The organism is Synechococcus sp. CBW1002, from assembly GCF_015840915.1.
Classification (GTDB): domain Bacteria; phylum Cyanobacteriota; class Cyanobacteriia; order PCC-6307; family Cyanobiaceae; genus CBW1002.
Genome location: NZ_CP060398.1, coordinates 203,793 through 215,557, shown reverse-complemented (window position 1 = coordinate 215,557; position 11,765 = coordinate 203,793). Strand labels below are relative to the sequence as shown.

The window sequence follows — 11,765 nt, the reverse complement described above, 5'->3', positions numbered from 1 at the left end:
AGAAACTGCCGTCAAGACTGGGACACGACTCTCAATCCTTGGTTCAAGCATATTCCTAGGCTATCCAGACCCTGCCTAGACGACACCCTTCAGATGAATCCCAGCTCACTGGCTCAGAATCCATCCTGGTGGATCAGGAGGCCAGGGATCGACCACACGCCTGTGGGAAAGTATCGCCAGCACTCGTGAATTCTTGTCAGGTTCGTTCAAGTCCTCTGGTCGCCGCGGCATCATCCTGGCCGGTGGCAGTGGCACACGCCTGCATCCGATCACCCAGGCGGTGAGCAAGCAGCTATTGCCGGTTTACGACAAGCCGATGATTTATTACCCGCTCACCACCTTGATGCTGGCGGGCATCCAGGACATTTTGATCATCTCCACCCCGCATGATCTGCCTCGCTTCCAGGATCTGCTCGGCGATGGTTGCCGCTGGGGTGTGCGCTTCTCCTACTCCGAGCAGCCCAGCCCCGATGGCCTGGCCCAGGCCTTCCTGATCGGGGAGACCTTTCTGGACGGGCATCCGGCGGCCCTGGTTCTGGGCGACAACCTGTTCTATGGGCACGATCTCTCGATTTCCCTGCAGACTGCAGCGTCTCGAGGTGATGGTGCCTCGGTGTTCGCCTATCGGGTGGCGGATCCGGAGCGCTACGGCGTTGTGGGGTTCGATGCCCAGCGCCGTGTCACCTCCCTGGAGGAAAAGCCGGCGGTGCCAGCCTCCAACTACGCCGTGACCGGTCTGTATTTCTATGACGCCCAGGTGGTGGAGCTGGCCCATCAGGTGAGGCCGTCGGCGCGTGGTGAGCTGGAGATCACCGACCTGAACCGGTTGTATCTGGAGCGGGGGCAGTTGCAGGTGGAACTGCTGGGCCGCGGCATGGCCTGGCTGGACACCGGTACCTGTGATTCCCTGCATGAGGCGGGCAGCTACATCCGCACCCTGGAAAAACGCCAGGGCCTCAAGATCGGCTGCCCCGAAGAAGTGGCCTGGCGGCAGGGCTGGATCAGTGATGACCAGATGGCACAGCTGGCGGCACCGCTCCACAAAAGCGGCTATGGCGCCTATCTCGAAGGCCTCCTGGCGGAGCGCTGCGCATGAGCACTCCTGTTCCTGCCAGCTCTTCTCGAACGACCTCGTTCTCTTCGGCCCCGGTGCTGCTCATCGGTCGCAGCGGCCAGGTGGCAAGCGCCCTGCAGGCCCTGGCACCGGTGTTGCTGCCCGATCGCTCCCTGGTGGCGGGAGGGCGGCCTGCGATCGATCTGGCGGCTCCTTCGGACGAACTGGCCCTGCAGCTGGAAGCGATGCTCGATCAGCTGGCGCCTGCCCTGGTGATCAATGCCGCCGCCTACACGGCGGTGGATCGGGCCGAAAGTGAGCCCGAGCTCGCCCACGCGGTGAATGCCGTTGGTGTGGGTGTGCTGGCCCAGGCCTGTGCGGCGCGTGATCTACCCCTGATGCACCTCTCCACCGATTATGTGTTCAACGGCTGTGGTGAGTCGCCCTGGCGGGAAGATGATCCGACCGGCCCCCTGGGGGTGTATGGCGCAACCAAGCTGGCCGGGGAGGAGGCGCTACGGGCGGCCGGTGGTCCCCACCTGCTGCTGCGGGTGAGCTGGGTGTTCGGCATCCAGGGCTCCAGTTTCGTTCGCACGATGCTGCGGCTGGGTAGGGATCGTCCGGCCCTGTCTGTGGTGGATGACCAGATCGGTGGCCCCACCAGTGCCGAAGCGATCGCCCGCACCCTGCTGCACCTGGCCGAGCCAGCCATCGCCACAGGGCTGCCCTGGGGCACTTATCACTACGCCGGCCAACACGCCGTGAGCTGGCACGATTTTGCTGCGGCGATCTTCGCGGAGGCGGTGGACCTCGGCCTGCTGGAGCGCGCCCCCGCCCTCAGTGCCATCCCGTCGAGTGCCTATCCAACCCCAGCGGCCCGACCGGCGAACTCACGGCTGGATGGCTCCCGCTTCGAGGCGACCTTTGGTCTTCCCCTGCCGAACTGGCACGAGGATCTGCGGTATTGCCTGAAGGCCTGGCGATGAGGGGGCTTGCGATGACCTGGCTGCGATGAGGCTCCCTGCCGCACCAGGTCCGCTGGATGGCACTGCCACCACCCTTTGTCTCGACCGCAAAGCTTCTGTGTTGTTGTCTTCCCCATGACCCGCCATCTGCTGATCACCGGCGGTGCCGGCTTCATTGCCGGCAACCTGGTGCATCACTGGGCCGCCACCCATCCGCAGGATCGCCTGGTGGTGCTCGATGCCCTCACCTACGCCGGCAACCGCGCCACGATTGCGCCATTGATCGATGCGGGCCGGGTTCACTTCGTGCATGGCGACATCGGCGATGCGGCGCTGGTGGCCCAGGTGCTCCAGGCGCAGGCCATCAGCTATGTGGCCCATCTGGCGGCAGAATCCCACGTCGACCGCTCGATCAGCGGCCCCGGTGCCTTCCTGCGCACCAACGTGGGCGGCACCTTCACCTTGCTGGAGGCCTTCCGGGCCCATTGGCTGGCCAACGGCTCACCCGAGCACTGGCGCTTCCTGCATGTGAGCACCGATGAGGTGTTCGGCAGCCTTGAGCCGCAGGATCCTCCCTTCAGCGAATCCACCGCTTATTCGCCCCGCTCGCCTTATGCCGCCAGTAAGGCCGCCAGCGATCACCTGGCCCGGGCCTGGCAGCACACCTACGGGCTGCCGGTGCTGGTCAGCAACTGCTCCAACAATTACGGGCCTTATCACTTTCCTGAGAAGTTGATCCCGCTCACGCTCATCAACATCCTGCTCGGCCGGCCGATTCCGGTCTATGGCGATGGCTCCAACGTGCGCGACTGGCTGTACGTGCACGACCACTGCCGGGCCCTGGAGCGGGTGCTGCTGGCCGGCGAGCCTGGCAGTACATACTGCATCGGCGGCAACAACGAGGTGGCCAACCTCGATCTGGTGTCTCTCCTCTGCGACCTGATGGAGGAGCTGGCGCCGGATCTGCCGGTGCGGCCCTGCCGCGAGCTGATTCGCTTCGTGGCGGATCGCCCCGGCCATGACCGTCGCTACGCCATTGATGCTTCCCACATTCGCCGCACGCTGGGTTGGGAGCCCCAGGTGACGGTGCAGGAAGGCCTGCGGCGCACGGTGCAGTGGTACCTGGCCAACCGTGGCTGGTGGGAGCCGCTGCTCTCGCCGGAGTACAGCGGCTACCTGGAAGCGCAGTACGGAGCCTCCCTGGGAGTCTGAGCCCTGAGGCTTCGGGATTCCCCAGCCCTGGGGTTCCCTGATGTTGTCTCCCTCTGGATTCGTTGTTGTCCTGGACCGTTCTTGTCTGGACGCATTGCAGTTCTGTTCTTTCCTGTCTCGGTTCTCTTCTCTACCCCGGCTGCGTTTCACCGTCATGCAGATCATTCCCCAGTCCATCCCCGAGGTGCTGTTGCTGCAGCCGCAGGTCTTCGGGGATGCCCGCGGCTTTTTTGTGGAAACGGCACGCCAGACCGTGCTGGATCAGGCCGGAATTCCGCCGCTGGTGCAGCACAACCAGAGCCGCAGCCGCCAGGGGGTGCTGCGCGGTCTCCACTACCAGCTGGTGCAGACCCAGGGCAAGCTGGTGCGCTGCTCCCGCGGGGCGGTGTTCGATGTGGCGGTGGATGTGCGCCGCGGCTCTCCCTTTTTCGGCCAGTGGGTGGGTGCGGTGCTCGACGACGTGACCCACCAGCAGCTCTGGGTGCCGCCGGGCTTCGCCCATGGCTTCCTGGTGCTCAGTGAGCTGGCTGATTTCTGCTATCTCTGCTCGGATTATTACCATCCGGCATCGGAACAGGGGATCGCCTGGAACGATCCCACCGTTGGCATTGTCTGGCCCGACCTGCCGCCAGGGGTGGAGATGCAGCTCTCGGTCAAGGACCTGGCCAATCCCACCCTGGCGGGCCAGGATCCGGCGCTGCTGCCGGCTTCAGGCCAGAAGGCCTGAGGAGCTGCGTGCTCAATCGCTGCAGCCCTCAGATCCCCAGCCGCTCCCAGATCACCCCCAGGTTGGCCAGGTGCAGGTCGGTGGCGAAGCAGGCGGCCAGCTGCTCCGCGTTGAGGCGGCTTGTCACGTCAGCATCGGCCTCGAGGTTGGCGCGGAAATTGCCGCCTTCGGTGTTCCAGGCGGTGTGAGCGTTGCGCTGCACGATCCGGTAGGCCTCTTCGCGGCTCAGCCCTGAGGCCACCAGGGCCAGCAGCACCCGCTGGCTGAACACCACGCCGCCGTAGACGTTCATGTTGCGGGCCATGTTCTGCGGGTAGACCCCCAGACCCTTCACGACGTCGGTCATTTCCCGCAGCATGAAGTGCAGGGTGACCGAGCAATCGGGCAGCATCATGCGCTCCACCGAGCTGTGGCTGATGTCGCGCTCATGCCAGAGGGCGCAGTTCTCCAGGGCGGCCACCACGTAGCTGCGCAGCACGCGGGCCAGGCCGGAGATGCGCTCGCTGCGGATCGGGTTGCGCTTGTGGGGCATGGCGGAACTGCCCTTCTGGCCCTTGGCGAAGTTCTCCTCCACCTCCAGCACATCCGTGCGCTGCAGGTTGCGGATCTCGGTGGAGAAGCGCTCCAGGGCCGCTCCAACCAGGGCTAGGGTCTGGACGTATTCGGCGTGGCGGTCGCGGCCGATCACCTGGGTGCTGGCCGTGTCGGGCACCAGGCCGAGGATCTCGCAGGTGATCGCTTCCACCTGGGGATCTGTGTTGGCGTAGGTCCCCATGGCGCCGCTGATCTGGCCCACGCTCACCACTTGCTCGAGACGTTCGAGCCGCTCCTGGTTGCGTACCACCTCCGCCAGCCAGCCCGCCACCTTGAAGCCGAAACTGATCGGCTCGCCATGAATGGCGTGGGAGCGGCCGATCATCACGGTGTCTTTGTGCTCCTGGGCCAGAGCCCGAAGGGCGCAGGCCAGAGCATCCAGCTCCTGACGCAGCAGCTGAGCAGAGGCCTTGAGCTGCAGGGCCAGGCCGGTGTCGAGCACATCGGAGCTGGTCATCCCCACATGGATGTAGCGGCCGGCATCCCCCACGTGCTCGTTCACGTTGGTGAGAAAGGCGATCACATCGTGACGCACCTCCGCCTCGATTTCGAGGATGCGGGGCACCTCAAAGCGAGCTCTGGCTTTGATGGTGGCGAGGGCTTCGGCAGGAACGCGACCGAGGCGATGATTGGCTTCAGTAGCGGCGATCTCCACATCCAGCCAGCTCTGGAATTTCGCCTCTTCACTCCAGATCTGGCCCATGGCGGGCAGGGTGTAACGCTCGATCAAGGGCCAGCGCGTGGCGACGACCGGCCCAATCTATGGCGAAGCGGGCGACAGCCAGCCGATGATGCCCTTCATTGGCTGGCTGTCAGCAAGAATCACGAGGGTTTTGCGGCAGCGATGACATGGAACATCCAGAGGTTTCAAAGGGGGAAGGTGTGGTGAAAAGCCCCGCGGATGCCGTTCACGATGTCGTGGAACAGGGACGTTCTCACCAGAGTGATGCTTTGCTTCAGGGATGGAGTTGCCTGACTTGCCAAGGTTGACCCGATCTTCGAGGACGATGGTATTCGGTTCTTTACTGCTGCCAGTGCGGCTTACGGTTCCTGGAGCGTTGGAGAATCTGGTTGTGCCTCTGTCGCCGCTTTGGTCAATGCTCGTCTTTCCAGGCGGCAGATTCATCACCACGGCATGCAAAAAATTCTCTCTGAGGATCATGTGGAATGGCAGACGGGCAAATGTGAAGATAATGGCCGCTATGCCTGCGCTTTTGATGAAATGTCGAAACGGGTCAGCGGAGGGTAATCACGACAATGCTCCTGGAATGGTTGTGAAATAGAATTTTCATCCAGGAGTTGAGTGTCGGTGAAATCTTGAAGATTGCTACAGGCCTGATTCATTGCCATCCATGGAGCTGGCTGTGTCTTCCTGGCCATGCATGGGTGAAAGATTGATCGGAGAAGTTGGCTCGCATGGGCAGGCGAATTCACAGAGGCTGCAAGGTCGTCTTCACCTTTCTTTCGTGTTAATCATGCTAATCTGTCGATGGTATGGGCGTAAGGAGTGGAAGGAGGCGTTAAGATCTCTTGGAAAGGACTGGATGCAACGCGCGGTTGTTCATGCCGTAGTTGACCTGGGAAGGAATTCCTGAATTCTTGAATTCAGGGTGCGCTATTGAAATGGGACGGATTGTCGGTGCCGGTCTTTGAGTGTGACAAGCAGTTGAGGTCGTATGCTTGAAGAGGGCGTATTCCTCCAACGAAGCTGCCTGGCGTTATCGAAATTGGTCGCGATCCATGGCAGGTAAGCAGAGGCTGGATCAGGAGCTTGTGCAACGGGGCCTTGCTGCTACACGCCAGCAGGCGCAGCAGCTTATTCGTGCCGGACGGGTTCGCAGCGGTGGCCAGATCCTGGACAAGCCTGGTCTGCCGGTTGCACTGGATCGCGCTCTGGAAGTGGAGCAGCCTCCACGCTATGTGTCCCGTGGCGGCGAGAAGCTCGCGGCTGCCCTGGAAAACTTCCCGATCCGTGTGGCTGGGCGTGTCTGTCTTGATGGGGGCATCTCCACCGGTGGATTTACCGATTGCCTTCTCCAGCACGGAGCCGCACGGGTGTACGGCGTGGACGTTGGCTATGGCCAGACGGCTTGGAGGCTGCGCACAGATCCAAGGGTGGTGCTCAAGGAGCGCACCAATCTGCGCCACCTCCATCCCGAGCAGCTGTATGCACCAGAGGATCCCTGGCCGGATCTGGCGGTGGCGGATGTCTCCTTCATCTCGCTTTCGCTGGTGTTGCCGGCATTGGGTCGTCTCCTGAGCCCCACGTCTGAACTTGTGGTGCTCGTCAAACCGCAATTTGAGGTTGGCCGTGAACGGGTTGGCAAGGGTGGGGTGGTGCGTGATGCCTTAGCCCATGCCGACGCCATTGATCGGGTGATCACCGCGGCTGCTCGGGAGGGCCTGCGTCCTCTTGGCTTGGTGGCTTCGCCGATCACGGGACCGGCTGGTAATCATGAATATTTGTTATGGCTGTGCGGAGCCCCTGTGGCCAATGGCGGGAGCTCTGATCCCGCAGCTCTGCTGGCGGGCACCGAGCAGGAGCGTCGAACGGCCTTGGAGCAGGTGGTGTCAGCCACTCTCTCCACAACCTGAAGGAGGGGTCCGAAACCTCAAGGAGCGTTGCCTTGGCCGGTGCGGATGAAGGTCTCCTGGCGGACCGAAGCCATTTGGCGCGTCCGCTGAATCCGCCACGATGGGATGCGGTCGGATCCCCGCAGAGGCTGGAACTCTCGCGAGGAAAGAAAACAAAAAAGCCCTTCAGATGGCTGAAGGGCTGACTTGAGCTTGTTGCCCAGCGGCCGTGCTGGTCCCAGGGGATCAGATGGCGCCGCTGTCCCGCTCGCCGGTGCGGATGCGGATCACAGAATCGATCGTGCTCACGAAGATCTTGCCGTCGCCGATCTCGCCGGTACGAGCCGCATCCTGGATCGCCGTCACCACGGTGTCCACCTGGCCGTCATCCACCACGATTTCAAGTTTGAGCTTCTGCAGAAACTCCACTGTGAACTCAGAGCCGCGGTAACGCTCCACCTGACCCTTCTGCCGGCCGAAACCCCTGACTTCACTCACGGTCATGCCGACGATGCCGGCATTGACCAGGGCGATCTTGACGTCCTCAAGCTTGAAGGGACGAATGATGGCCTCGACTTTTTTCATGGAAGCTGCTTGGGGCTGTTTGAAGTCTCTCAGGAAAGGCCCCGGAGAGGAGGAAACCTGTCCATCAGACCCGAGCTTTGGTGGGTTCGTCGTAGCAACGGCTACGGGCGTGACCTGGGGCGTGGCCTCGCGTGGGTCGCGACCGGGCGGGTCGCATCGGTATCATCCGAAACCCCTGACAGGCCCAGTGAAGGAGTCTGTCTTTCTCCGCCTGAGCCCCGTGACCGCCGCCTCGTCCAATGCGATCGCCAGTGGCTCTGCTGCCGGCAGTGCCGCAACCCCCTCCCCGGAAAACCAGACACGTACCCCTCGCTACGGCGAGCGGGCGATTGCCGAGGCTGAGCTGATCTGCTTTGAAAACCCTCGCCCGGGGCGGGCCTATGAGGTCTCGATCGAGCTGCCGGAGTTCACCTGCACTTGCCCCTTTTCCGGTTATCCCGATTTCGCCGTGCTGCGGTTGCTCTACCAGCCCGGCCCCCGGGTGTTGGAACTCAAGGCCCTGAAGCTCTACGTGAACGCTTACCGCGATCGCGCCATTTCCCACGAGGAGGTGGCCAACCGCATCCTCGACGACCTTGTGGCTGCGGCCGAGCCGGTCTGGATGGAGCTCCTGGCCGATTTCAACCCCCGAGGCAATGTCCACACCGTGGTGCGGGTGTCCCATGGCACCCGTCAGGCCTGCTGAGCGCCGGTGGACCTCTCCAGGTCCAGCTGGGCCAGCAGGGACGGCAGCTCCTGAGAGAAGGCCGTGAGGTTTCGGTTGCAAAGTCCGGCCACGTGCAGACGGCCTGGACGGTCGCTGCTGAGCCCGTTTGAGCTTTCGATGCTGTCTGCCGATTCTGAGGATTCCGCGATGGCCCAAAGCTGCCGGGTGGCGATCAGGCTGGCAGCGCCGCCGGCCAGGGCAATGGCGAAGCCCGTGTAGACGAGCGGCACACCAGGGTCTCGTTTCAGAAGGATGCCGCTGGCCGGCAACACGCTGACCACGCGGACCGGCAGTCCCTTCACTTCCTGAGCGGGGCCACCGGGCACCAGCTGGGCCAGGCTCTGGCCGTCGGGCCCGAACACCTGCACCGGTCCGTCCTCGCTGCTGAGGCTGAGCAGCACCGGCTCTGATCCATCCGGACGGGTGGGCAGCACCAGGCCCCAGATCTGTTCACCCAGTTGCGGGAAGCTCTGCAGTGGCAGTTGCAGCAGAGGGCTGCGGCCTAGCTGCACGGTGATGGCGGCCAGGGCCCAGTCGGCCTGATACAGGGTGATGCCGCGGTAGCGCAGGGGATGGTTGACGCTGATCTCGGCCTTCTTGACACTGGGCTCGCCGGTGGTTGGATCGGCGGGGTTGAGCAGGCGTAGTTGAGAGCGGAACTGCTCCGGGCGGCCGGCTGGATCGCGCTCGATCGCGAAGCGATCCAGGGCGAGGGTGAGCTGTCTGCGGCCTCGGCTGTCGAGCAGTTCCAGTTCCCTTCCCGGTGCGAGGAACTGTTCCTGCCGGTGCCCCCCCAGGGAGCCCCAGGCGGCGCCCACCATCAGCACCACCATGCCCGCATGCACCAGAAGGGGGCCGATCCGTCCCAGGATCCCCTTGCGGGCCGCCAGGCGGTCTGGATGACGTTGCAGTTGCCAGCCTTGCTGGGCAAGTAGATCGGCCAGGCGATCAAGGCCTTGCTGCGGCTGTGCCAGGCTCACGGTTTCCGCCAGGCTGAGCTTGCTCAGCTGCCGGGGCGAGCGGTAATCGATCCAGCGCAGGGCCGCCTGCAGGGCCGGCCATTGGCGCCGCCAGCTGCACAACAGAAGGGCCAGGCCCAGCCAGGCCAGCAAGGCGAGGAACCAGCTGCTGGAATACACGTGATCAAGCTGCAGGCGCAGGACGCCGTCGCCGTCCAGCAGCCCCAGCCAGGGCTGGTTGTCGTAGATCCGGTGATACAGCTCGGCGCTTTCCTGTTGTGGGATGGCGGTGCCGATGCCGCTGGCGATGGCGATCACCACCAGCAGGGCGATCGCCAGCCGCAGATCGGCCAGTGCAGCGATCAGGCGTTGCAGGGTTCGGGTCGGACCCGAGGAGGTGGCGGAGCTGCTGGTCATCAGAGGTGGTTCAGCAGGGTGAGACCGCCGATGGTGATCAGCAGCACGCCGCTGATCGTCGGAATCCACTGACCGATGCGCCGCAGCCGCAGCAGGCCCGGCAGGCTGGCCGCGGCGGTGCCCGCCAGGAGCAGCGGCAGCACCTGTCCGGCTCCGAAGCAGGTAAGCATGAGCATGCCGGCCAGGGGACGGCCGCTCTGGGCCATCCAGGTGAGCAGCACCGCCAGCACGGGCGTGGTGCAGGGGGTGGCAGCCAGGCCAAAGGCGAGGCCGGCAGCCAGGGGGGCCAGCGGAGCCGGCACACGGCGGCGCCAGCGATCCGGATCAGGCCCGGCCGGCATCGGCAGCTTCACCAGTCCAAGAAGATTCAGGCCCATCATCAGGGCCACCACCGCCACCAACAGGGGCAGCTGACTGGGCAACTGGCCGTAGAGACGGCCCAGCAGACCGCTGGCCAGGCCCAGCAACACGAGGGCCGCCACGATGCCGCTGGCAAAGCTGACGCTGCGCAGAACCGGCAGAGCTGGCCGGGCCAGCGGGTTGGCCGATGGCGCACCGAACCCTGCCAGGTAGGCGAGGGTGACCGGCAGCAACGACAGCGAGCAGGGCCCCAGGCTGGTCAGCAGGCCCGCTCCGAAGACAAGGGCAAGGGTAAAGGGCCCGGGCTGCTCGAGGGAGTGGCTGAGCAGATCTTCACTGGCACGAGCCCAGTCGGCCAGAGTCAGCCCGAGGCTGGTCATACGGGTGGAAAGGGCGGGGCTGCCCCGCCTCGGCTACGGATCTTGATCTCAGCCTATCGGGGCAGGTTGACGCTCCCGCCGCCTGCGACGCGGGGCTTCAAGGCCGCTGCTTTCCAGGGAACAGCGGATCAGCAGGCCCGCCACCAGCAGGCTGGAGAGCAGCGAGTTGCCGCCGTAGCTGATCATCGGCAGCGGCAGACCGGTGGTGGGCATGGCGCCGCTGGCCACGGCGATGTTGAGAATCGACTGGCCCACCAGCAGGGTGGTGCAACCGATCGCCACCAGCCGTTGCTGGTTGCTGCGGCAACTCAGGGCAACGCGGAGCCCCACGAAACCGAACAGCAGCAGAAACAGCAGCAAGACCACTGATCCCACATAGCCGAATTCCTCGGCGAATACCGCGAAGATGAAATCAGTGGATTGAATCGGCAGGTACTGCAGCTTCTGGGTGGAGAGACCGTAGCCCTCGCCCAGCACCCCGCCTGAGCCGATCGCCATCAGGCTTTGCACCAGCTGATACCCATCGCCCTGGGCATCTTTCCAGGGATCCAGGAAGGAGGTGACGCGAAGCCGTTGGTACTCGTTCACCAGGATGCTGGCGGTGCCCACCAGGCCTCCTGCAGCTGCGGAACCGACCAGCAGCTGCAGCGAAAGGCCACCTGCCAGGGCGATCAACCAGAGCAGCAGGCCCAGCAGAGCAGCGGTGCTGAGGTTGGGCTGCTTGAGGATCAGGAGGATCAGGACTCCGAAGACTCCGATCCAGAGCAGCTTCTGATCGGCCCCGATGCGGCGCCAGTGCGAGAAAAGGGCGGCGCCCTGGAGCACCACGAAGGGTTTGACCAGTTCCGAGGGCTGAATCTGGAGAGGCCCGATCACCAGCCAGCGGCTGGCCCCGTTCACCGTGCTGCCCACGACCAGCGTGGCCGCGATCAGCAGACCACCGATCAGCAGGGCCGGAGCGGCCAGTCGCAGCCAGCGGCGCAGGTTGGTGCAGATGCCGAGGTACAGAAGCCCCCAGCTGGCCACCATCCAGATCACCTGGCGTTTGACATAGAAGGCGCCGTCTCCCATTTCCCGTTCTGCAACCCACCAGCTGGCCGAGGTGAGCACCAACACTCCCACCAGACTCCAGAGGGCCACCAAACCAAGCACCAGACGCGCTTCCGCTGGCCACTGGGACCATGGCAGGGGGAGCAACCCGCGTGGGCCGATCCGAGTGGCGGCAGCACTTG

The 11,765-nt window shown here is 64.2% G+C and carries 12 protein-coding genes; 6 read left to right on the top strand and 6 right to left on the bottom strand.

Annotated elements, in window-relative coordinates; translation table 11 throughout:
- Nucleotides 1-193: 193 nt before the first annotated feature.
- From rfbA to rfbC, 4 genes are all read left to right on the top strand, one after another.
- Nucleotides 194-1,096: a glucose-1-phosphate thymidylyltransferase RfbA gene (rfbA, locus tag H8F24_RS01095; RefSeq protein WP_197170608.1), complete on the top strand. Its 903-nt coding sequence runs from the start codon at nucleotides 194-196 to the stop codon at nucleotides 1,094-1,096.
- A gap of 53 nt (nucleotides 1,097-1,149) precedes the next feature.
- Entirely contained in the window at nucleotides 1,150-2,040 is an 891-nt protein-coding gene (rfbD, locus tag H8F24_RS01090) for a dTDP-4-dehydrorhamnose reductase (protein ID WP_231598007.1), read from the top strand.
- A 114-nt stretch (nucleotides 2,041-2,154) separates the two neighbouring features.
- The gene (gene rfbB / locus H8F24_RS01085; RefSeq protein ID WP_197170606.1) at nucleotides 2,155-3,231 is read left to right on the top strand and encodes a dTDP-glucose 4,6-dehydratase; all 1,077 of its coding nucleotides are present in this window, start codon (nucleotides 2,155-2,157) and stop codon (nucleotides 3,229-3,231) included.
- A 154-nt stretch (nucleotides 3,232-3,385) separates the two neighbouring features.
- On the top strand, nucleotides 3,386-3,958 hold the full coding sequence (gene rfbC, locus H8F24_RS01080; RefSeq protein ID WP_197156857.1) for a dTDP-4-dehydrorhamnose 3,5-epimerase: 573 nt from the start codon (nucleotides 3,386-3,388) through the stop codon (nucleotides 3,956-3,958).
- Nucleotides 3,959-3,986: 28 nt separating this feature from the next.
- Here the strand turns inward: rfbC and purB are convergent, their stop codons facing one another.
- Nucleotides 3,987-5,282: an adenylosuccinate lyase gene (purB, locus tag H8F24_RS01075; protein ID WP_197156856.1), complete on the bottom strand. Its 1,296-nt coding sequence runs from the start codon at nucleotides 5,280-5,282 to the stop codon at nucleotides 3,987-3,989.
- Between the two features lie 30 nt (nucleotides 5,283-5,312).
- Nucleotides 5,313-5,714 carry a hypothetical protein gene (locus tag H8F24_RS01070; protein WP_197170605.1) on the bottom strand — a complete coding sequence of 134 codons (402 nt, stop codon included), beginning with the start codon at nucleotides 5,712-5,714 and terminating at the stop codon, nucleotides 5,313-5,315.
- Between the two features lie 578 nt (nucleotides 5,715-6,292).
- Between H8F24_RS01070 and H8F24_RS01065 the strand changes: the two genes are divergently transcribed.
- Nucleotides 6,293-7,147 carry a TlyA family RNA methyltransferase gene (locus tag H8F24_RS01065; protein ID WP_197170604.1) on the top strand — a complete coding sequence of 285 codons (855 nt, stop codon included), beginning with the start codon at nucleotides 6,293-6,295 and terminating at the stop codon, nucleotides 7,145-7,147.
- A gap of 225 nt (nucleotides 7,148-7,372) precedes the next feature.
- On the opposite strand, the gene H8F24_RS01060 is transcribed toward H8F24_RS01065, so the two are convergent.
- Entirely contained in the window at nucleotides 7,373-7,711 is a 339-nt protein-coding gene (locus tag H8F24_RS01060; RefSeq protein ID WP_197156852.1) for a P-II family nitrogen regulator, read from the bottom strand.
- 244 nt (nucleotides 7,712-7,955) lie between these two features.
- Between H8F24_RS01060 and queF the strand changes: the two genes are divergently transcribed.
- A complete protein-coding gene (gene queF, locus H8F24_RS01055; RefSeq protein WP_197158888.1) occupies nucleotides 7,956-8,396 on the top strand; it encodes a preQ(1) synthase in 441 nt (146 codons plus the stop codon).
- Here the strand turns inward: queF and H8F24_RS01050 are convergent.
- From H8F24_RS01050 to H8F24_RS01040, 3 genes are read right to left on the bottom strand one after another with little or no spacing between them, the layout of a single operon-like run.
- Nucleotides 8,384-9,793, bottom strand: coding sequence for a cytochrome c biogenesis protein ResB (locus tag H8F24_RS01050; RefSeq protein ID WP_197170603.1), 1,410 nt, complete (start codon nucleotides 9,791-9,793; stop codon nucleotides 8,384-8,386). The genes queF and H8F24_RS01050 overlap by 13 nt on opposite strands.
- Nucleotides 9,793-10,533: a cytochrome c biogenesis protein CcdA gene (locus tag H8F24_RS01045; protein ID WP_197170602.1), complete on the bottom strand. Its 741-nt coding sequence runs from the start codon at nucleotides 10,531-10,533 to the stop codon at nucleotides 9,793-9,795. Before H8F24_RS01045 ends, H8F24_RS01050 begins: the two co-directional genes overlap by 1 nt.
- Nucleotides 10,534-10,581: 48 nt before the next feature.
- Entirely contained in the window at nucleotides 10,582-11,745 is a 1,164-nt protein-coding gene (locus tag H8F24_RS01040) for an FtsW/RodA/SpoVE family cell cycle protein (RefSeq protein ID WP_231598350.1), read from the bottom strand.
- Between the last annotated feature and the right edge of the window lie 20 nt (nucleotides 11,746-11,765).